This window comes from Erwinia artemisiae, assembly GCF_051400835.1.
GTDB lineage: Bacteria > Pseudomonadota > Gammaproteobacteria > Enterobacterales > Enterobacteriaceae > Erwinia > Erwinia aeris.
On record NZ_JBLFFM010000013.1, the window covers coordinates 56,204 to 76,447 of the forward strand.

A 20,244-nucleotide genomic window follows, 5' to 3' on the forward strand; every position below is an offset into this window, starting at 1 on the left:
CTCGTGGCCGGGATGGCAGCCGCCGCCCGGTCATCTTTTTTTCACTGAATGGGCATCGCGATGATTCTACGTCAACTGCTAACGCTCTTTATTACGCTGTGCCTGCTGCCCGCCGCCTTTGCCGGGCCGGCCGCGGATTTCGCCGCCGCCAGCCGTCCGGGCCAGGTCGCGCTGCTTCAGCAGTGGGCAGCCCAGCCGGACGCCTCGCGTCTTGCGCTGCTGACCGCGCTGCATCAGGAAAACGTGGTGCTGGACGCCAGCAAACGGCCGTTCAGCCGCGTTGACGGCAGGCTGACGCCGCTTGATGGCGATGCGCCGCCCGAAGGCAGCACCAAAAAACTCTTTATGAACAACCGGCTGCGCGTGCTGGTCGCCACCACGCTGGCCGCCCATCAGCTGGTCAGCGACAGCGCCGCCACGCGCCTGGCCGCCGCGCGCGAGCTGCAAAACGAAGCGCAGGCCGATCAGCTGCCGCTGCTGACCGGGCGCCTGGCCGCAGAACAGGACGACGACGTACGCGCCGTGCTGGCTCAGGCCGTGGCCGGATTACAGCTTGCCGACGCCGATCCTCAGATACGCCTGAAGGCCGTAAAGCTGCTGGGCGAAACCAGCGACCCGCAAACCCAGGCCGCGCTGACGCGCCTGGCGCAAAACGAGCCGGATGCGCAGGTGCGCGCCGCCGCTGCCGACAGCCTGAAGCAGATCCAACAACGTCTGCGGCTGGGCGAGCTGCTCGGCCAGGCGTTCTCCGGCCTGTCGCTGGGATCGGTGCTGCTGCTGGCGGCGCTGGGCCTGGCGATCACCTATGGCCTGCTGGGCGTTATCAATATGGCCCACGGCGAAATGCTGATGCTGGGCGCCTACGCCACCTGGCTGGTGCAGACGCTGTTTCAGCGCTACGCCCCGGAGTGGCTCGCTTTCTATCCGCTGCTGGCGCTGCCAGTGGCCTTTTTCGTCACCGCCGCCATCGGCATGGCGCTGGAGCGCACCATCGTGCGCCATCTTTATGGCCGTCCGCTGGAGACGCTGCTGGCGACCTGGGGCATCAGCCTGATGCTGATCCAGCTGGTGCGCGTGCTGTTCGGCACGCAAAACCTGGAGGTCGCTAACCCGCCGTGGCTGTCCGGCGGCTGGCAGGCTTTGCCGGGGCTGGTGCTGCCTTACAACCGTATCGCGGTGATTTTGTTTGTGATCTTTGTGCTGATCCTGACCTGGCTGTTGCTGAACAAAACCCGTCTTGGGCTGAACGTGCGGGCGGTGACGCAGAACCGCGCCATGGCCGACTGCTGCGGCGTACCGACCGGACGCGTGGATATGCTGGCGTTCGGGCTGGGTTCCGGCATTGCGGGGCTGGGCGGCGTGGCGCTGTCGCAGCTGGGCAACGTCGGGCCGGAGCTGGGCCAGAGCTACATTATCGACTCTTTCCTGGTGGTGGTGACCGGTGGCGTCGGCCAGCTGGCGGGCACGGTGCTGGCCGCGTTCGGTTTAGGCATCCTCAACAAAATCCTGGAGCCGCAAATTGGCGCGATGCTGGGGAAAATCCTGCTGCTGGCGCTGATCGTGCTGTTTATCCAGAAGCGGCCGCAGGGCCTGTTCGCCATCAAAGGAAGGGTGACTGACTGATGACGCAACCTATTACGCTGACTCTGACGCGAAAAGCGCCGCGCCTGAGCGTCGTCGCCGGTCTGCTGGTGACGGCGGCGCTGCTGATCCTGCCTTTTCTCGCGCTGCTGCCGGCGGACAATCCGCTGGCAATCTCTACCTGGACGCTGACGCTGATCGGCAAAATTCTTTGCTATGCGATCGTCGCCGTGGCGCTGGATCTGGTCTGGGGCTATGCCGGACTGCTGTCGCTCGGTCACGGGCTGTTCTTTGCGCTCGGCGGCTATGCGATGGGCATGTACCTGATGCGCCAGGCCTCGGGCGACAGCCTGCCCGCCTTTATGACCTTTCTCTCCTGGCAGAAAATGCCGTGGTTCTGGGCGGGCACGCAGCACTTTGCCTGGGCGCTCTGCCTGATCGTGCTGGTGCCGGGCCTGCTGGCGCTGATCTTCGGCTGGTTTACCTTTCGCTCGAAAATCAAAGGCGTCTACTTTTCGATTATGACCCAGGCGCTGACCTGGGCCGGGATGCTGCTGTTTTTCCGCAACGAAACCGGCTTTGGCGGCAACAACGGCTTTACCGGCTTCACTACCCTGCTCGGCTTTCCGGTCACGGCGACCGGTACCCGCATCGCCCTGTTTATCGTTACGGTGCTGCTGCTGCTGGCCACGCTCGCTATCGGCTTTGCGCTGGCGCGCAGCAAATTTGGCCGCGTGCTGACGGCGGTGCGCGATGCGGAAAACCGCCTGATATTTTGCGGCTACCATCCGCAGGGCTTTAAGCTGTTTGTCTGGACGCTTTCCGCCGTGCTGTGCGGGCTGGCAGGCGCGCTCTACGTGCCGCAGGTCGGCATTATCAATCCGGGTGAAATGTCGCCGACCAACTCTATCGAGGCGGCTATCTGGGTGGCGCTCGGCGGCCGGGGCACGCTGATCGGCCCGCTGCTCGGCGCGGGCATCGTCAACGGCGCTAAGAGCTGGTTTACCGTCGCCTTTCCCGAATACTGGCTCTTTTTTCTGGGGCTGATGTTTATCCTGGTCACGCTGTTTCTGCCGCACGGCGTGATTGGCCTGCTTCGCCGGAGGAAGCATGACTGAACCGCTTTTTACCCAGCCGCACCCTGCGGATCGCTATCGCGGACAAACCGACCCGGTCTTACAGCTGGAAAATATTACGGTGGCTTTCGACGGCTTTAAGGCGCTGACCGACCTGTCGCTACAGATTGGCGTGGGCGAGCTGCGCTGCATTATTGGCCCGAACGGCGCCGGAAAAACCACGCTGATGGACGTGATCACCGGCAAAACGCGCCCTACCAGCGGGCGAGTATTTTACGATCAGACCACCGACCTGACGACGCTGTCGCCGGTAGAGATTGCGCGGCAGGGCATTGGCCGTAAATTCCAGAAGCCCACGGTGTTTGCGGCGCTTTCCGTATTTGAAAATCTGGAAATCGCGCTTAAAGGCGACAAATCGGTGTGGGCCTGCCTGCGCGGCAAACTCAACGGCGAGCAGCAGGATCGTATTGACGATGTCCTGAAGCTGCTGCGGCTGGGCGCGGAGCGCGGGCGTCCGGCGGGCCTGCTCTCGCATGGGCAAAAGCAGTTTCTGGAGATTGGCATGCTGCTGGTGCAGGATCCGCATCTGCTGCTGCTGGACGAGCCCGCGGCGGGCATGACCGATGCGGAAACGGAGTACACCGCCGGGCTGTTTAAGGATCTGGCTGGCCGCCATTCGCTGATGGTGGTGGAGCACGATATGGGCTTTGTGGAAGCAATAGCCGACCGCGTAACGGTGCTGCATCAGGGTCAGGTGCTGGCGGAAGGCTCGCTGCGCGAGGTGCAGGCGAATGAGCAGGTTATCGACGTTTATCTGGGGCGCTGAGATGCTGAAAGTCACCGATCTGAATCAATATTATGGCGGCAGCCATATTTTACGCGGCCTCTCTTTTGAGGTCCGTCCGGGCGAAATCACCTGCCTGCTGGGGCGCAACGGCGTGGGGAAAACCACGCTGCTGAAGTGCCTGATGGGCCTGCTGCCAGCTAAGTCAGGCGTCATCAGCTGGCAAGAACAGCGCATCAACGGCCGCAGGCCGCATCAGCGCGTGCAGGCCGGGATGGCCTATGTGCCGCAGGGACGGGAAATTTTCCCGCGCCTGACGGTGGAAGAGAACCTGCTGATGGGGCTGTCGCGCTTTTCCGGCTCGCGGGCAAAACAGGTGCCGGAAGAGATTTATCAGCTTTTCCCGGTGCTGCGGGAAATGCGGCTGCGGCGCGGCGGCGATCTTTCCGGTGGGCAGCAGCAGCAGCTGGCCATTGGCCGCGCGCTGGCCGCCAGTCCGCAGCTGCTGATCCTGGACGAGCCGACGGAAGGCATCCAGCCTTCGGTTATTAAGGAGATTGGCACGGTGATCCGCCAGCTGGCGCAGCGCGGCGATATGGCTATCCTGCTGGTGGAGCAGTTTTACGATTTTGCCGCCGAGCTTGCCGACAGCTATCTGGTGATGTCGCGCGGCGAAATCGTGCGGCGCGGTCGGGGTGAAACCATGGAAGCGGACGGCGTACGCGGGCTGGTGGCTATTTAATGGCGACGCCTGTTGGCGGCCCCATGCCGTGCGCGGATGCCTCCGACAGGTTTTCGCGCCCGCGCTGGCGTTTGCGGCGCTTTACCGATGCGGGTAAGATAATCCCTCTGCCTGCATCTTTCCCTGCAACTTATTAAAATCAGAGCGATTTATACGGAAAAGCAGCGCCCGTCCCGGAACAGGAACAACCGTTTATGGAAAGCCGTAGCAGCGAGCGAGTAAAAAAACTGGCCCACGCGCTGAAGCGTACCGACAAGATCCATCTGAAAGAAGCGGCGCTGCTGCTGGGCGTTTCCGAAATGACCATTCGACGCGATCTTGGCGAGCAGCCCTCTTCCGTGGTGCTGCTTGGCGGCTATATCGTCAGCGATCCTAAAGCTACCCAGCGCCACTACTTCGTTTCCGATCAGCAGGCGCACAACGTGGAAAAGAAGCGGCGGCTGGGCCAGCTGGCGGCCACGCTAATTCAGCCCGGCGAAACGGTGTTTTTTGACTGCGGCACCACCATGCCGTGGATTATCGACGCCATTGATAACGAGCTGGAGTTTATCGCCATCTGCTGCGCGGTGAACACCTTCCTGGCGCTGAAAGAAAAACCCCGCTGTAAGGTGATCCTCAACGGCGGCGAGTTTCACGCCGACAACGCCATTTTCACGCCGCTGGGCCAGGGCTCGGTTATCGATAATCTTTGTCCCGGCAAAGCCTTTATCTCTGCGGCGGGCATTGATGCGCATCAGGGCGTGACCTGCTTCAACCTCAACGAACTGCCGATGAAGCATCAGGCCCTACAGCGCGCCAGCCAGAATATCCTGGTGGCGGACAGCAGCAAATTCGGCAAGGTGCTGCCCGCGCGCATCGGCGAGCTCTCGCTGTTCGATACCCTAATCAGCGATAAAGCGGCGCCGGAAGCGCTGGCCCGGCGGCTGGAACAGGCGGGCGTGACGCAGTACTCAGGATAATCTGCCGCCTGCGTCTGTGATTGCCGGGTGAAACCAGCTAAACTTCGCTATCTGAGTGGGCAGCGACTGCCCCGATTATTACACAGACACCAAGAGGCTCATCCTACGTGGCTCAATTCGTCTATAGCATGCATCGCGTCGGCAAAGTGGTTCCGCCGAAGCGTCATATCCTGAAAAATATTTCCCTGAGCTTTTTCCCCGGCGCAAAAATCGGCGTGCTGGGCTTAAACGGCGCGGGTAAATCTACGCTGCTGCGCATTATGGCCGGCATTGATAAAGATATCGAAGGGGAAGCTCGCCCGCAGCCCGGCATCAAGATCGGCTATCTGCCGCAGGAGCCGCAGCTCAACCTGGAGCATACCGTTCGTGAATCGGTAGAAGAGGCGCTGGCCGACGTCGTGGGCGCGCTGAAGCGTCTGGACGAAGTTTACGCGCTGTACGCGGAAGAAGACGCGGACTTCGATAAGCTGGCCGCCGAGCAGGGTCGTCTGGAAGAGATTATCCAGGCGCACGACGGCCACAATCTGAATACCCAGCTGGAACGCGCCGCCGACGCGCTGCGCCTGCCGGACTGGGATGCGAAAGTCGCTAATCTTTCCGGTGGTGAGCGTCGCCGCGTCGCGCTGTGCCGTCTACTGCTGGAAAAGCCGGACATGCTGCTGCTGGACGAACCGACCAACCACCTGGATGCCGAATCCGTGGCCTGGCTGGAGCGCTTCCTGCATGACTTCGAAGGCACCGTAGTGGCGATTACCCACGACCGTTACTTCCTGGACAACGTCGCGGGCTGGATCCTGGAGCTGGACCGTGGCGAAGGTATTCCGTGGGAAGGCAACTACTCCTCCTGGCTGGAGCAGAAAGATGCCCGCCTGGCGCAGGAAGCCTCCAGCGAAGCGGCCCGCCGTAAATCGATCGAGAAAGAGCTGGAGTGGGTGCGTGCCGGTACCAAAGGCCGTCAGTCTAAAGGCAAAGCGCGTCTGGCCCGCTTTGAAGAGCTGAACAGCACCGACTACCAGAAGCGTAACGAAACCAACGAACTCTTTATTCCACCTGGCGCGCGCCTGGGCGATAAAGTGCTGGAAGTCAGCAACCTGCGCAAATCCTATGGCGACCGCCTGCTGATTGACGACCTGTCGTTCTCCGTGCCGAAAGGCGCCATTGTCGGCATCATCGGCCCGAACGGCGCGGGTAAATCAACGCTGTTCCGCATGATGTCCGGTCAGGAACAGCCGGATTCCGGCAGCATCGTGCTGGGCGATACCGTCAAGCTGGCCTCGGTCGATCAGTTCCGCGACAGCATGGATAACTCGAAAACCGTCTGGGAAGAAGTATCCGGCGGCCAGGACATCATGCGCATCGGCAATACCGAAATGCCAAGCCGCGCCTATGTCGGCCGCTTTAACTTTAAGGGCGTCGATCAGGGCAAACGCGTAGGCGAACTGTCCGGCGGCGAGCGCGGTCGTCTTCACCTGGCCAAGCTGTTGCAGGTCGGCGGCAATATGCTGCTGCTCGATGAGCCAACCAACGACCTGGACATCGAAACCCTGCGCGCGCTGGAAAACGCCCTGCTGGAGTTCCCTGGCTGCGCAATGGTTATCTCGCATGACCGCTGGTTCCTGGACCGTATTGCCACGCACATCCTGGACTATCAGGATGAAGGCAAGATCGAGTTCTTTGAGGGTAACTTTACCGAATACGAAGAGTACAAGAAGCGTACGCTGGGTGCGGAAGCACTGGAGCCGAAACGCATCAAGTACAAGCGTATGGCGAAGTAATCTCGCTACGCCGTGCCCGGCTGTCTGCCGGCACGGCGTGTCACCTTTTCCTGCCGTTGAAATCCCCATAGTTCGCCTGAACGCACCACGCCCTGACGATAAAATGCCCGTAGTTCGCCTGAGCACACCGTGCCCTAACGATAAAACTCCCGGAAAATCTCCGACTCCAGCGCAAAATCGACAAAGCGCACCAGCGCGGGCGAGTTCAGCTTACGGCTGGGATAAACCAGCCACAGCTCGCTGCCCAACGCTTTCCAGTCCTGGAGCACCTCTACCAGCTTTCCTTCGGCCAGCATGTCCTTAGCCAGCATTTCCGGCAGCAGCGTAATACCCGCATCGGCCAGGGCGCATTCCCGCGCGTACAGCAGATTATTGGCGGTATGCACCGGCGGCAGCTGCCAGCGATAATACTCATCCTCTTTTCTTAACGGCCACTCGTTCCATACCTGATGGGCAATGCAGCGGTGATCCGCCAGCTGCTGAGGATGGGTAAGCGCTTCGTAGCGCGCCAGATAGGCAGGTGAAGCGACCAGTAAGCGCCTGGTGTAGCCAACCCGCCTGCCGATAAGCGAAGAATCCTGCGGCTGGCCGGTACGTAGCGCAATGTCATAGCCTTCCTGCACGATATCGTGCATCCGATCCGATACCGACACCTCCAGCATGACATCCGGCCAGGCCTGCTGAAAAGCGGCGTTAAACCGCGCCAGCAGCGTGGCTCCGATCCCGGCCGGCGACGTGATACGTAAGCGTCCGCTTGGATTGTCCCGCAGGCGATCGATGGTCATGCTGGCCCTTTCGCTGGCCTGTAGCATCTCGCGGCAGTGCACCAGATAACGCTCGCCGGCAAAAGTCAGATTAAGCTGGCGGGTCGTACGGTTAATCAGGCGCAATCCCAGCGCCTGTTCAAGTTGACTGATACGTTGGCTGACGCTGGATTTCGGCAACCCTGCGCGCTTTGCTGCCCCGGTAAAACTGCCGCACTCGGCTACCATTGCAAAGAGAGCCATATCCTGCAGCTGTTTAAACATTATTGTTCACCTGAAACGAACGCTGAGTTAGTGATTGTGCGACTTATCATTAGTCTGCTTAGCTTCTACACTCAATAGCATAAATCAAAGGAGAGGTGTTATGACAATCAGAGCTATTGCCGTTAATCCAGAAAAACCGGATCAATTTATTGAAATACAAACAGATAAGCGTGGCCCTGAGGGTTACGACCTGCTGGTCGAGGTGAAAGCCGCCTCGGTGAATCCGGTGGATACCAAAGTCCATAAGGGCGCGCAGAAAAACGGCCTTAAGGAGCCGCGCATTCTGGGCTGGGACGCCAGCGGCGTGGTGCTGGAAGTCGGCAGCAAGGTCAGCAATTTTAAAGTCGGCGACGAAGTCTACTATGCGGGCGATCTCACCCGTCCGGGCAGCAACGCCACGCAGCAGCTGATCGATTCCCGCATCGTCGGCCACAAGCCCACCTCGCTAAACTGGGCCGAAGCCGCCGCGATCCCGCTGACCGCCCTGACCGCCTGGGAAGGTCTCTTTGACCGCCTGCTGATTGATAAGGCTGAAGAAGGCAAAACGCTGCTGATTGTTGGCGGCGCAGGCGGCGTAGGCTCGCTGGCTATTCCTTTCGCTAAGCTGCACAGCAAGGTCACCATCATCGCCACCGCTTCTCGTCCTGACTCGGCGCAGTGGTGTAAAGATCGCGGCGCGGATCTGGTTATCGATTATAAAGATATGCCTGCGGAACTGGAAAAACATGGCCTGAAGCAGGTCGACTATATTTTCTGCCTGAACGATACCGACGGCCACTGGGAGACGCTGGCACAGCTGATCGCGCCGCAGGGGCAAATCTGCACCATCGTGGAAAACGAAAAGCCGCTCAATATGGATCAGCTCAAGCTGAAAAGCGCCGCGCTGCACTGGGAGTTTATGTATACCCGCAGCATGTATAACACGCCGGATATCGCTCGCCAGGGTGAAATTCTGGACGCCACGGCGAAACTGCTGGACGACGGAAAAGTCACCACGTCGCTGAGCAAAACGCTGCAGGGACTGAGCGTGGAAACGCTGACGGAAGCGCACCGTCTGGTGCTGGAAGGCCATATGCGCGGTAAAGTGGTGATGGTTTATTAATCGAACTCCCGAGACGGCTCGCAATCCTTCGAGGGTAGAAACGATATAATGGCGTCGGCGCTTGAGGCTTTTTGCCTCATGTCGTTGGCAGCGATGCTGATGGAGAGTGTGGCAGAAAGAAGAAAGCCCCGAAGGTCATTTTTCAATTAACCAACGAGGCGTTCTGCATGACCAACAGCATCAGAATAGCCCCTTGCCCGCCGCAAGGCAAGGAGAAGGCAGCCATGAAAATACCGCATAACACGCTTATTCTGTGCATATTAATAGTGTGTCTCACGCTGTTACTATTCACCGGTCTGGTTAGGAAATCGCTCTGCGAGATCCGCTACAGGGACGGTAACAGGGAGGTGGCGGCGCTCATGGCTTACGAATCCGGCAAGTAGCTACCTGAAGGCGGGGGAAACCCTGCCTTTTTGGAGATGATGAAAGCTGGCGTGCCGCAAGCGCCTTTTACAGGGCCGTCGGGTAACGCTGACGGCCCTTTCCGATCTTTTTATCCGCCGCTTCTGTGAGCTGTCCCGCAGCCGCTTAGCCAGATGCCAAAATTTCCCTCGCCTTGCCCCGCCATCCTTGTGCGGCTGTACGATGCCGCCGCCTGGACGCTTTTTTATACTGAAACGGCAACAGGCAGCCGGCGCTCATAAATCTGATTACAAGCCGCTGTCTCCCTCCCTACCCGATGAGGTTTATGGCATGAAAATCAGTCACATTGAGGCGATCCGCCTCGCTATTCCTTTTGAAAGCGATCGCAGTACGCCAGAGGAGCAGACAACGGCCTGGAACGCCGCTTCGCCTGCGTTAAAGAAAATGGAAACGCTGCTGGTGCGCATTACCACGGACGATGGCCGCCAGGGCTGGGGTGAAGGCTTCGGCCATTTATGCAATCCGGTGACGCTTCAGGCGCTGGAATCGCTGGTCATCCCGCTTTTTCTGGGAAAAACGGCGCCCGAAAGCCGCGAGGCGCTGACGGCGCTGGTTAGCGAGGCGGAGCAGGCGCTGCACGCTTTTGGCCGCAGCGGGCCGGTACGCTATGCGCTGTCGGCTATCGATATCGCGTTATGGGATCTGCTGGGTCAGCATCTTGGCCAGCCTTTATGGCAGCTGCTGGGCGCGACGCGCAGCGAGATCGGCCTCTACGCCAGCCTGGTCAGCTACAACAACCAGCCGGAAGAGGTCGCTCGTCAGGTACGGCGCGCCTGGCAGGCGGGCTTTCGCACGATGAAGCTGCATGAAACCGATTACGCCGCCATTGCCGCCGCCAGAGCCGCGCTGCCGCAGGAAGCGACCCTGATGGTGGACGTAAACTGCCCGTGGACGGTAGCGGAAGCCACCGCCCGCGCTCGCCAGCTGGCGGAATTAAAGCTGGGCTGGCTGGAAGAGCCGATCTGGCCGCCGGATGATATTGCAGGCCTGGCGGCGGTACGCCGCGCGGGCACGCCGATAGCCGCCGGGGAAAATGTTTGCGGTGACTGGGGATTCGAGCCGTTTTACTCTGCGGCGGCGGTGGACGTGCTGCAGCCCAGCGTGGCAAAAGTAGGCGGCATCACGGCCATGCTGCGCGTGATGGCCCAGGCGGCCGGGCACGGCATTAAAGTGGTGCCGCACTGTTTCTACTACGGCGCAGGTTTGCTGGCGACGGCGCACCTGGTGGCCGCCTTGCCGCAGGATATCCTGCTGGAAGTGCCCTGGATCCGCTTCACGCCGCAGCTCTATCCGCAGCTCGATTTTTCCCCGACGCTTACCCTCTCCACTACGCCAGGCCTGAGTTTCTCGCCCGATCTGGCCGTGCTGAAAGCTCATACCATCAGCCATATCACCTTAAGCGCGGAGGCCAGTCATGTTTAAAAACTATCGCAGCGTTGTGGCGCTGCTGCTGTTTTTCGCGGGCGTGCTCAACTATCTGGATCGCGCCGCGCTGTCGGTGATGGCGCCGCTGGTGAAAAAGGATTTGCAGATTGACGACGCGCAGATGGGCATCCTGTTCAGCTGCTTTTTTATCGGCTACTGCCTGTTCTGCTTTTTGGGCGGCTGGGGCGCCGATCGCTACGGCCCGCGCAAGGTATTTGGCTGGGCGGCGGCCGTCTGGTCGCTGTTCTGCGGCGCGACGGCGCTGGCGGGCAGCTTTACGCACCTGCTGATCGTCCGCGTGCTGTTTGGCATCGGCGAAGGGCCGATGGGCACCACCACCAATAAATCGATCTCCAACTGGTTCCCGCGCAAGGAAGTCGGCCGCGCCGTCGGCTTCACCAATGCCGGCCAGCCGCTGGGCGCCGCTATCGCCGCGCCCGTGGTAGGATTGGTCGGGCTGCACTTCGGCTGGCGCGTTTCTTTTATCGTGATTGCCGCGCTGGGCTTTGTCTGGCTGGCTTTCTGGCTGTGGCTGTTTCGCGACAGGCCGGAACACCATCCGCGCGTCAGCGAGCCGGAAAGACAGATGATCGCCGCTCAGCGCCCCGCCACTCGCGTTACCCCGACGGGCCAGGCTAAGACGCCGCTCTGGCACTACGTGCTGTCGCTGCCGGTACTGGGCGTCGCGGCGGCCTTCTTTTGCTTTAACTACATCCAGTTTTTCTTTCTGTCATGGCTGCCCAGCTACCTGACCGACTTTCAGCATCTGGATATTAAAAGCATGAGCCTGATCGGCATTCTGCCGTGGCTGGGCGCGACCATCGGCTTTATCGGCGGCGGCATGATTTCCGATGCGCTGTTCCGCCGTACCGGCAATTTTTTGCTGTCGCGCAAGCTGGTGATCTTCTCTGGGCTGGCGGTGGCCGCCGTCTGCGTGATGCTGACGGCCTGGGCCAGCAGCGTCACGCTGGCGGTCTCGCTGATTACGCTGGCCAGCGTGTTCGCCTATATGACGCCGCAGGCGTGCTGGTCGCTGCTGCAGGATATCGTGCCCGCCGAGCGCATCGGCACCGCCGGCGGATTTGTGCATCTGCTGGCGAACCTGGCGGGCATCCTGTCGCCGGGCATCACCGGGTTTCTGATCCAGTATGGCGGCGGCTATTCGTCGGCCTTTTTACTGGCCAGCGTACTGGCGCTGACCGGAATGGCGCTGCTGGGTATCTTTGTGCGTGAGCGCAGCGTCAACGCGCTGCGGGCGCTGGCTTAACGAACAAAAAGGGAGCGTGCTTCGCTCCCTTTATTTTATTCGCTCAGCCGCCGGTTGAACGCGCGCCCAGCATCTCCTGCACCAGCTCCACGCAGCGCAGAAAGCGCTCGTCGTAGCTATCCTGCTCGACGTGCACAAAATCGATATTGTTCGCCTCCAGCATGGAAACCAGCAGCGCCTGGAACTCTTTGCGATCCACCGAGCTGCCGAGGCTACGCAGCCCGTCCGCTACCCAGGGGACGTTGTTCTCGACCAGGATCACCAAATCAAAGCGGTACTCATCAATCAGCGCCTGCACAAAAGGATGCTCGCGCCCCTCATACTTCTTACAGAAGGCCTGGGTCGTCACAAAGTCGGTATCAATAAAGGCGACCTTGTTCGCATATTTCACCGCAAAATCGATGTACTGTGCCTGGCCCAGCGCGATCTTATCGTAGTCAGAATATTGCAGCGCCATCTCGTCGCCGCCCAGGTGCGAGAACACGTAGTCGCGGCCAAATTCCCAGGCGCTGGTGGTGTTAAAAATATTTGCCAGCTTGTTAACCAGCGTCGATTTACCGCTCGACTCGCCGCCCAGGATAGCTACCGTGCGCACAAAGAACGGTTTTACTTCCGTCGGAATATATTCCCAGTAGCGGAAAGGATCCTGGCGGATCTGCGCGCCGCTGATGTTCATAAAGGATCGTTTAGGATCGATCAGCACCGCCTCAATGCCCAAATGCTGCTGATACTGCGGCGCATCCGGCTCTTCGCTGGTATAAACCCGATTGGGGACAATACCGTGGTTTTCCATAAAGTCATTGATGCCCCGGCTCCAGACGTCCCAGCCGTGCGGATAAGGCTCCATGCCCTCTTCGTTAAACGAATGGATACGGATATTTTTCTGGTACTTAAAAGTTTGCAGCAGCCAGCGCAGGCGATCGCTGACGGTCGGCTGCTGCGACATGGCGCTGGCCTCGAACAGCTCGCGGTCGCGCGACTCGTCGTAGCCCATAATGATATGCAGCTCGTCAACCTGACTACAGGCGCGCTGGATCAGATAGATGTGGCCGGTATGCAGCGGATAGAATTTGCCGAACACCACGCCGATGGTTTTTTCACGGCGCGGAAACTCCAGGCCAAGATAGCGGTGCAGCGCCTCCAGCTTTTGCGCGCTGGGGCTTTTGATCTTGGCGTTGAGCAGCTGGCTGAGGTAGCCCTTGGTCATGCCGCTGGCTTCCGCCACCTGCTGCAACGTACAGCCCTGCTGGCGAATAGCCGTTTTCAGATAATCAAATGACGACACCGGGTGCCTCCTGCATAACGGGCGTACGTTCCGCCGCTTTGAAGTGCGGAGCGCGCAACACGCTCCGCTTTTAAGTTAAAGCTCGTCGAGGATCGCCAGCGCGTCGGCCAGCTTTTTCACGCCGTACACCTTCATGTTCTCCGGCGTTTTCTTCGGCACGTTGGCAATGGGCACAATGGCGCGACGGAAGCCGTGCTTGGCCGCTTCGGAAATACGCTCCTGGCCGCTCGGCACCGGACGGATTTCTCCGGCCAGCCCGACCTCGCCAAACACCACCAGATCCTGCGGTAAAGGGCGATCGCGCAGGCTGGAGACCATCGACAGCATTAACGCTAAGTCGGCGCTGGTTTCCGTGACCTTCACGCCGCCGACCACGTTGACGAAAACGTCCTGATCGGCCATTTGCAGACCGCCGTGACGATGCAGCACCGCCAGCAGGATCGCCAGACGGTTCTGCTCCAGGCCGACCGCCACGCGTCGTGGATTCCCCAGCATCGAGTGATCCACCAGCGCCTGGATCTCAACCAGCAGCGGCCGCGTGCCTTCCCACAGCACCATTACCGAACTGCCGGAGGTGACTTCGTCGCCACGGCTGAGGAAGATGGCGGAAGGATTGCTGACTTCCCGCAGCCCCTGCTCGGTCATGGCGAACACGCCCAGCTCGTTCACCGCGCCGAAGCGGTTTTTATGGCTGCGCAGGGTGCGAAAACGCGAATCCGCATCGCCATCCAGCAGCACCGAGCAGTCGATGCAGTGTTCCAGAACCTTTGGCCCCGCCAGCGAGCCGTCTTTCGTAACGTGGCCGACCATCACGATCGCCACGCCGCGTGTTTTCGCAAAGCGGGTCAGGTAGGCGGCGGTTTCCCTGACCTGCGCCACGCTGCCGGGTGAAGACTGGATATCCGCCATATGCATCACCTGAATGGAGTCGATCACCATCAGCTTCGGCTCTTCCTGCTCGGCGATCTGGCAGATCTGCTCAATGCTGGTTTCCGAAAGCATATTCAGATTGGCGGTCGGCAAACCCAGCCGGTGCGCGCGCATCGCCACCTGCTGCAGCGACTCCTCGCCGGTGACGTAGAGCGTTTTCATGTTCTCGGAAAGCTTGCAGAGCGTTTGCAGCAGCAGCGTACTTTTCCCCGCGCCGGGGCTGCCGCCGATCAGGATGGCGCTGCCCGGCACCACGCCGCCGCCCAGCACGCGATCGAACTCCTTAAAGCCGGTGCTGAAGCGCGGCAGCGCCTCCAGGCTGATTTCCGACAGTTTTTGCACGCGGCTTGGGCCGGCGCTGCCCGCATAGCCGGTCAGACGTTCGTTACGCGCCACCGTTGGCGACGCCGCCAGGCGCACCTCGGTGATGGTGTTCCAGGCCTGGCAGGCGCTGCATTGCCCCTGCCAGCGTGGATAATCTGCGCCGCATTCATTACAAACAAAGGCGCGCTTTACCGCTTTGGCCAAATCTACCCCTTAGCGTTCTTCATGGATCAGGCTGCCGGTCAGGATGCAGAGCACGCCCAGCAGGTCAGCATGACGGATGGTAACTTCTGTTTTTTCGTTAACTTTCGGCTTGGCGTGATAGGCGATGCCCAGCGCGGACGCCTGGATCATCAGCAGATCGTTGGCGCCGTCGCCAATTGCCACGGTTTGTTCCGGCGCGATCTCAAAGCGCTTTGCCAGCTTTCGCAGCGTCTCGGCTTTGTATTTCGCATCGACAATATCGCCCAGCACTTCGCCGGTCAGTTTGCCGTCGCGGATTTCCAGCTGGTTCGCCACAATCGCGGAAAGGCGCAGCTTATCGCGCAGGTATTCCGCAAAATAGGTAAAGCCGCCGGAAGCGATCGCCACCTGCCAGCCCAGCGCCTGGAGCTTGTGCACCAGCGAACTGAGACCCGGCATCAGCGGCATTTCCGCCCTGACCTGTGCCAGAATATTGGCGTCGGCGCCTTTAAGTGTAGCCACGCGCTGGCGCAGGCTGGCGGTAAAATCGAGTTCGCCGCGCATCGCGCGTTCGGTCACTTCCGCCACCAGCTCGCCGCTGCCCGCCAGTTTGGCGATCTCGTCGATACATTCAATCTGGATAGCGGTGGAATCCATATCCATTACCAGCAGACCCGGCGTTTTCAGGTGGGGAATTCGGCCCAGCGGCGCCACGTCCAGCCCGGCTTCGTGCGCCAGTTTGGCCGCGCGCGGCGTCAGCGAGCCCGCCAGCCGGATAACCTGATAGTCCTCCACCGCCCAGGCGCTGACGATAACCATCGCCGCCCCCAGCCTGTGCTGTAGCGCCGTCAGGCGATCTTTATTCAGGCCGCGCCCATACAGAAGCCAGCCGGTGCGGCCAGCGCGATAATCCAGCGGCATCACTTCATCGCCGCTGAGGGAAAGAGGTAAACCCGGCCAGAGAGAGACATCCGAAGGCAGGTCGCACCAGGTCAGACTATTTGGCATTACAGCTCCTGTAGGGGACAGTTTAATCACGCAAGAGGCTACCCTGTCTCGCCCGCTTCTGGCAACATAAATGCGGTTCCGTTTCCGGACAATAGGTGAAGGGCAAAAATGGCAAAAGCCAAACTAACATTTCGGCTGCACCGCACGGTAATCGTCCTGATCTGCCTGGCGCTGCTGGTCGTGCTGATGCAGGGCGCATCATGGTTCAGCATGGGCCATCAGATGGCCCGCTCGGAGCAGGTGGAGGAGCTGGCGCGCACGCTGACTCGCCAGGTCGCCTTTAGCCTGTCGCCGCTGATGGAAAACAGCGATGACAACCATCAGAAGATTATCGATGTTCTCGCACAGCTGACCAAAGAGAGCCGCATTCTGGACGCGTCGGTCTATGACGACAGCGGCACGCTGCTGGCGCGCAGCGGCGAAACCATTAACGTGCGCGACCGGCTGGCGCTGGACGGGCAACGGGCCGGCAGCTACTTCAACCATCAGCTGGTGGAGCCGCTGGCCAGCGCTGACGGGCCGCGCGGTTTTCTGCGCGTCACGCTGGATACCCACGTGCTGGTGACGGATTCGCGGCAGGTCGATAACACCACCAATATCCTGCGCCTGATGATGCTGCTGGCGCTGGCTATCGGCATTATCCTTACCCGTACGCTGCTGCGGGATCGCCGCACGCGCTGGCAGCAGTCGCCCTTTCTGCTTACCGCTAACCGTCCGGTAAAAGAAGATAACGGCGACGACGCGCCTGCGGAAAAAAGTTAGCGGCCGCTTTTTTCCGGGCGGCCTTCACCTCTTACGCCATTCGCTCAATCTGCGGCGGCAGTGCGTTCAGCGTCTGCTGCATAGCCGCCGCAATCCGGCAAAACTCGTCACTCCATTCAGCGCCTGCGGCAATCATCTGCCAGTAGCGCTGCGCCATAGCTAATGCCCGAAACCACACCTCGCGCGGCACGGCGGGATCGAGGGCAATCTGCGGCGGCTTATCACGCATGTGCCCGCTGCTGTTCGGCGCAAAACTCATGGGAAGCATGTCGTAAGCGGGCGTCAGGCTCAGCCCGGCGGCCTGCCGGAAAAACGACAGGTTGCCGCTGTGCATGTCACCGTTAGCGATCAGGCGGCCAAACGCCCACTGTAGCGTACCGCGCGTTGCATCCTCCAGGGATATCAACCGTTGCTCTGCCAGCATGGCTAACGCCTGCGGCCAGCGGGTTTGGCTGCCGAGATATTCAGCCTGTACCGCCTCCAGCGAAACAAGACTTTTTCTGCCTCGATCGGCAATACGATCAAAGCGCACGACTTCCAGAAAGGTCTGGCCGTCCGGCGCACTAAAAATGCTGCCCTGCGCCGCCGCCAGGCCATTTTCAGCCAGCAGCTGCAATGCCAGCGCCTCTGCTCTGAGCAGATCGCACCAGCGCTGGCTGTTCTGGTTACGCTGAGGCGGCGTGAATTTTACCAGCAGATGCACGCCGCTACCGTCGGCCCGTTCAACGCAGCAGGCGAATTTCGGCTGTTCGCCGCCCGCAGAGGATCCGATATCTTCGCCGGTCAGCACTTTCTCCGCCAGCTGCGGATAGCGATAGCGTTTTTCCTGCGGGCTGATGGGCTGCGGCACGGGCTGCTGTAACCATTGCTGATAGCTTTGGGTGCCGATCAGCCAGTTGCCGGAAATATCGCTGCCGCGTCTCGTTAACGCAAGCAGGCAATGGTCTTCATTCCACTGTCGGCTGTCTTCCGGCAATCCGAGCTGTAACGCACACTCTTTGCCCCACGCGCGTCCCAGAAAACCCTGTGGCCGCATATCGCTCAGATACCAGGGCAGGCCGTCGAACTGCTGCCAGTCTCCCTGCATATCTTCTATCAGGCAGCTTCCTGCGGGCCAGATACTGTAAAGCCGCCCGGCTTCCTGCGCACGGCCCTGCTCATCAATCTGCCAGAGCGGAAAAACGCACTCTTCCCGCACCGGTCGCAGCAACGCATAGCGCGTGGCGCGCGCACGGCCAAACTTCAGCACCTGCGGCTGAGCGGAAAGCGTGCGTGACAGCGTGGCCTGGCTGACGCCTGAGCGCTGGATCAGCGTGGCGGCATCAAGCGGGCCGTGCAGCAAAAGTGACGTTATTGCAGACATAATGACTGACCGTGAATAGATTTATGAATAGATACTTATCACTTAATTGCTTGAGGATAAAGGACAATGACAAAAAACGAGCGGGAAAGATGAATAGATACTTTTACGGGAAAACCGGTCGGTTCTCCGACCGGTTTTAGCCAATGGCCGCTGAGGGCAGCGGCCGCTTAAATCAGGCTTTATCGCCCAGCAGAACGGATTCCAGCGCGATCTCAACCATGTCGTTAAACGTGGTCTGACGCTCGGCCGCCGAGGTCTGCTCATGGGTGCGGATATGGTCGGAAACGGTACAGATAGCCAGCGCTTTCGCGCCGAACTCCGCCGCCACGCCATAGATGCCCGCTGCTTCCATTTCCACGCCCAGGATGCCGTACTTTTCCATCACGTCGAACATCTGCGGATCCGGCGTATAGAACAGATCGGCGGAGAAGATGTTGCCGACGCGTGCTTCCACGCCCAGGTTTTTCGCCGCGTCTACCGCGTCGCGCACCATATCGAAATCGGCGATGGCCGCGAAATCGTGATCCTTAAAGCGCATGCGGTTCACTTTGGAATCGGTGCTGGCACCCATACCGATCACGATATCGCGCAGCTTCACGTCTTCACGAACCGCGCCGCAGGAGCCTACGCGAATAATCTTCTTCACGCCGAATTCGGTGATCAGCTCTTTGGCGTAGATTGAGCAGGAAGGAATGCCCATGCCGTGGCCCATCACGGAGATTTTGCGGCCCTTGTAAGTGCCGGTATAGCCCAGCATCCCACGCACGTTATTGACTTCCACGGCATCCTGCAAAAAGGTTTCCGCAATGTGCTTTGCGCGCAGCGGATCGCCCGGCATCAGCACCACGTCAGCGAAATCACCCATTTCTGCGTTAATATGAGGGGTAGCCATCTTTTATCCTTATTTACTTTTTGCCGGCTTGCACCGGCGTGTTACGTTGCGCTGATTACAGCATGCTTTTGCCATATTCCATCGCGGACAGGCCAAAATACGTTGCGACAGTCTGACCGATATCCGCAAAAGTGTCACGGTATCCCAGCGAGCCGGGCTTAACGTTCGGGCCGTAAATCAAAATTGGGATGTGCTCGCGGGTATGTTCCGTGCCCTGCCAGGTTGGATCGCAGCCGTGGTCGGCGGTGAGGATCAGAATATCGCCCTCTTGTACCAGCGCCATCAGCTCTGGCAGACGACGGTCAAACAGCTCCAGGCCGCCCGCGTAGCCAGCCACGTCGCGACGGTGGCCCCAGGTGGAGTCGAAATCCACAAAGTTGGTAAAGACGATGCTGTTGTCCGGCGCCGTTTTCATCTCCTGCACGGTCGCGTCAAACAGCGCGTCCAGCCCGGTCGCCTTCACTTTTTTGGTGATGCCGACGTGCGCATAGATATCGGCGATTTTGCCCACGGAGACCACTTCGCCGCCTTTTTCCTCCACCAGCTTTTTCAGGATGGTGGACGAAGGCGGTTCAACGGCCAGATCGTGACGGTTACCGGTACGTTCGAAATGCCCCGCTTTGTCGCCCACAAACGGACGTGCGATCACGCGGCCAATGTTATAGCCGCCTTCGGTCAGCGCTTCGCGGGCGATTTCACAGAGATCGTACAGGCGCTGTAAGCCAAAGGTTTCTTCATGACAGGCGATCTGGAACACCGAGTCGGCAGAGGTATAGAAAATCGGCTTGCCGGTTTTCATATGCTCTTCGCCCAGCTGGTCAAGGATCACCGTGCCGGAAGAGTGGCAGTTGCCCAGATAGCCAGGCAGGCCCGCTTTTTCTACCAGCTCGTCCAGCAGCGCCTGCGGGAAGCTGTTCTCTTTTTCCGTGAAGTAGCCCCAGTCAAACAGCACCGGCACGCCGGCGATTTCCCAGTGGCCGGAAGGCGTATCTTTGCCCGACGACAGCTCGCTGGCATAGGCGTAGGCGCCGATAATTTCAGCGTCTTTATCCAGCCCCAATGGGAACTTACCGGTAGAGGCCTCCGCCGCTTTGCCTAAGCCCAGCGCGGTAAGATTGGGCAGATGCAGCGGCCCTTTGCGGCCGATATCCGCTTCGCCTTTAAAGCAGGCTTCGGCAATATGCCCCAGCGTATCGGAACCTTCATCGCCAAACTTATGAGCGTCTTTGCTTGACCCAATGCCGAAAGAGTCGAGCACCATAATAAATGCACGTTTCATCGTGGTCTCCTGCGTTGTTAACGCGATGAGCTAAATTTTATCGATCGGAACAGTAT

General features: G+C 59.9%; 18 protein-coding genes. 11 read left to right on the top strand and 7 right to left on the bottom strand.

What is annotated here, in order from left to right; translation table 11 throughout:
* The first annotated feature begins 60 nt into the window (after positions 1-60).
* The 6 genes from urtB (at position 61) to ettA (ending at position 6,917) form a co-directional block, all read left to right on the top strand.
* Positions 61-1,623, top strand: coding sequence for an urea ABC transporter permease subunit UrtB (urtB, locus tag ACMGEE_RS20455; protein ID WP_436830556.1), 1,563 nt, complete (start codon positions 61-63; stop codon positions 1,621-1,623).
* Complete coding sequence (urtC, locus tag ACMGEE_RS20460) at positions 1,623-2,699, top strand: urea ABC transporter permease subunit UrtC (protein WP_253455415.1); 1,077 nt, start codon at positions 1,623-1,625, stop codon at positions 2,697-2,699. The genes urtB and urtC overlap by 1 nt, the downstream gene beginning before the upstream one ends.
* Complete coding sequence (urtD, locus tag ACMGEE_RS20465) at positions 2,692-3,483, top strand: urea ABC transporter ATP-binding protein UrtD (RefSeq protein ID WP_253455417.1); 792 nt, start codon at positions 2,692-2,694, stop codon at positions 3,481-3,483. Before urtC ends, urtD begins: the two co-directional genes overlap by 8 nt.
* Position 3,484: 1 nt before the next feature.
* On the top strand, positions 3,485-4,183 hold the full coding sequence (gene urtE, locus ACMGEE_RS20470) for an urea ABC transporter ATP-binding subunit UrtE (RefSeq protein ID WP_436830564.1): 699 nt from the start codon (positions 3,485-3,487) through the stop codon (positions 4,181-4,183).
* 194 nt (positions 4,184-4,377) lie between these two features.
* Positions 4,378-5,142 (top strand): DNA-binding transcriptional repressor DeoR, encoded by a 765-nt coding sequence (gene deoR / locus ACMGEE_RS20475; protein ID WP_301252421.1) that lies wholly within the window; start codon positions 4,378-4,380, stop codon positions 5,140-5,142.
* 107 nt (positions 5,143-5,249) lie between these two features.
* Positions 5,250-6,917, top strand: coding sequence for an energy-dependent translational throttle protein EttA (gene ettA, locus ACMGEE_RS20480; RefSeq protein ID WP_125290490.1), 1,668 nt, complete (start codon positions 5,250-5,252; stop codon positions 6,915-6,917).
* 134 nt (positions 6,918-7,051) lie between these two features.
* On the opposite strand, the gene ACMGEE_RS20485 is transcribed toward ettA, so the two are convergent.
* Entirely contained in the window at positions 7,052-7,948 is an 897-nt protein-coding gene (locus ACMGEE_RS20485) for a LysR family transcriptional regulator (RefSeq protein WP_253461126.1), read from the bottom strand.
* Between the two features lie 97 nt (positions 7,949-8,045).
* Here ACMGEE_RS20485 and ACMGEE_RS20490 point away from each other — a divergent pair, with 97 nt between their 5' ends.
* The 4 genes from ACMGEE_RS20490 to ACMGEE_RS20505 all read left to right on the top strand — a co-directional run bounded on the left by ACMGEE_RS20490 (position 8,046) and on the right by ACMGEE_RS20505 (position 12,162).
* Positions 8,046-9,047, top strand: a complete 1,002-nt coding sequence (locus ACMGEE_RS20490; RefSeq protein ID WP_253455423.1) for a zinc-binding alcohol dehydrogenase family protein — start codon at positions 8,046-8,048, stop codon at positions 9,045-9,047.
* Positions 9,048-9,271: 224 nt separating this feature from the next.
* Positions 9,272-9,430, top strand: coding sequence for a type I toxin-antitoxin system Hok/Gef family toxin (locus ACMGEE_RS20495; protein WP_253461128.1), 159 nt, complete (start codon positions 9,272-9,274; stop codon positions 9,428-9,430).
* Positions 9,431-9,740: 310 nt separating this feature from the next.
* The gene (locus tag ACMGEE_RS20500) at positions 9,741-10,892 is read left to right on the top strand and encodes a mandelate racemase/muconate lactonizing enzyme family protein (RefSeq protein ID WP_436830557.1); all 1,152 of its coding nucleotides are present in this window, start codon (positions 9,741-9,743) and stop codon (positions 10,890-10,892) included.
* Entirely contained in the window at positions 10,885-12,162 is a 1,278-nt protein-coding gene (locus ACMGEE_RS20505; RefSeq protein ID WP_253455427.1) for an MFS transporter, read from the top strand. The genes ACMGEE_RS20500 and ACMGEE_RS20505 overlap by 8 nt, the downstream gene beginning before the upstream one ends.
* A gap of 43 nt (positions 12,163-12,205) precedes the next feature.
* On the opposite strand, the gene nadR is transcribed toward ACMGEE_RS20505, so the two are convergent.
* From nadR to serB, 3 genes are all read right to left on the bottom strand, one after another.
* Positions 12,206-13,447 (bottom strand): multifunctional transcriptional regulator/nicotinamide-nucleotide adenylyltransferase/ribosylnicotinamide kinase NadR, encoded by a 1,242-nt coding sequence (gene nadR, locus ACMGEE_RS20510; RefSeq protein WP_125290485.1) that lies wholly within the window; start codon positions 13,445-13,447, stop codon positions 12,206-12,208.
* Positions 13,448-13,522: 75 nt separating this feature from the next.
* Positions 13,523-14,905: a DNA repair protein RadA gene (gene radA, locus ACMGEE_RS20515; RefSeq protein WP_253455435.1), complete on the bottom strand. Its 1,383-nt coding sequence runs from the start codon at positions 14,903-14,905 to the stop codon at positions 13,523-13,525.
* Positions 14,906-14,914: 9 nt separating this feature from the next.
* The gene (serB, locus tag ACMGEE_RS20520; RefSeq protein WP_125290483.1) at positions 14,915-15,892 is read right to left on the bottom strand and encodes a phosphoserine phosphatase; all 978 of its coding nucleotides are present in this window, start codon (positions 15,890-15,892) and stop codon (positions 14,915-14,917) included.
* Positions 15,893-16,000: 108 nt separating this feature from the next.
* Between serB and ACMGEE_RS20525 the strand changes: the two genes are divergently transcribed.
* Positions 16,001-16,654 carry a YtjB family periplasmic protein gene (locus ACMGEE_RS20525; protein ID WP_301252416.1) on the top strand — a complete coding sequence of 218 codons (654 nt, stop codon included), beginning with the start codon at positions 16,001-16,003 and terminating at the stop codon, positions 16,652-16,654.
* Between the two features lie 31 nt (positions 16,655-16,685).
* On the opposite strand, the gene yjjJ is transcribed toward ACMGEE_RS20525, so the two are convergent.
* The 3 genes from yjjJ to deoB form a co-directional block, all read right to left on the bottom strand.
* On the bottom strand, positions 16,686-18,017 hold the full coding sequence (yjjJ, locus tag ACMGEE_RS20530; RefSeq protein ID WP_370734743.1) for a type II toxin-antitoxin system HipA family toxin YjjJ: 1,332 nt from the start codon (positions 18,015-18,017) through the stop codon (positions 16,686-16,688).
* Between the two features lie 172 nt (positions 18,018-18,189).
* Complete coding sequence (deoD, locus tag ACMGEE_RS20535; protein WP_125290481.1) at positions 18,190-18,909, bottom strand: purine-nucleoside phosphorylase; 720 nt, start codon at positions 18,907-18,909, stop codon at positions 18,190-18,192.
* A gap of 55 nt (positions 18,910-18,964) precedes the next feature.
* Positions 18,965-20,188 (bottom strand): phosphopentomutase, encoded by a 1,224-nt coding sequence (deoB, locus tag ACMGEE_RS20540; RefSeq protein ID WP_436830558.1) that lies wholly within the window; start codon positions 20,186-20,188, stop codon positions 18,965-18,967.
* Positions 20,189-20,244 lie beyond the last annotated feature (56 nt).

Bases quoted from the DNA above. Each gene is read 5' to 3' on its own strand.
- urtB (WP_436830556.1), top strand. From the start codon at position 61: ATGATTCTACGTCAACTGCTAACGCTCTTTATTACGCTGTGCCTGCTG.
- urtC (WP_253455415.1), top strand. From the start codon at position 1,623: ATGACGCAACCTATTACGCTGACTCTGACGCGAAAAGCGCCGCGCCTG.
- urtD (WP_253455417.1), top strand. From the start codon at position 2,692: ATGACTGAACCGCTTTTTACCCAGCCGCACCCTGCGGATCGCTATCGC.
- urtE (WP_436830564.1), top strand. From the start codon at position 3,485: ATGCTGAAAGTCACCGATCTGAATCAATATTATGGCGGCAGCCATATT.
- deoR (WP_301252421.1), top strand. From the start codon at position 4,378: ATGGAAAGCCGTAGCAGCGAGCGAGTAAAAAAACTGGCCCACGCGCTG.
- ACMGEE_RS20490 (WP_253455423.1), top strand. From the start codon at position 8,046: ATGACAATCAGAGCTATTGCCGTTAATCCAGAAAAACCGGATCAATTT.
- ACMGEE_RS20495 (WP_253461128.1), top strand. From the start codon at position 9,272: ATGAAAATACCGCATAACACGCTTATTCTGTGCATATTAATAGTGTGT.
- ACMGEE_RS20500 (WP_436830557.1), top strand. From the start codon at position 9,741: ATGAAAATCAGTCACATTGAGGCGATCCGCCTCGCTATTCCTTTTGAA.
- ACMGEE_RS20505 (WP_253455427.1), top strand. From the start codon at position 10,885: ATGTTTAAAAACTATCGCAGCGTTGTGGCGCTGCTGCTGTTTTTCGCG.
- serB (WP_125290483.1), bottom strand. From the start codon at position 15,892: ATGCCAAATAGTCTGACCTGGTGCGACCTGCCTTCGGATGTCTCTCTC.
- ACMGEE_RS20525 (WP_301252416.1), top strand. From the start codon at position 16,001: ATGGCAAAAGCCAAACTAACATTTCGGCTGCACCGCACGGTAATCGTC.
- yjjJ (WP_370734743.1), bottom strand. From the start codon at position 18,017: ATGTCTGCAATAACGTCACTTTTGCTGCACGGCCCGCTTGATGCCGCC.
- deoD (WP_125290481.1), bottom strand. From the start codon at position 18,909: ATGGCTACCCCTCATATTAACGCAGAAATGGGTGATTTCGCTGACGTG.
- deoB (WP_436830558.1), bottom strand. From the start codon at position 20,188: ATGAAACGTGCATTTATTATGGTGCTCGACTCTTTCGGCATTGGGTCA.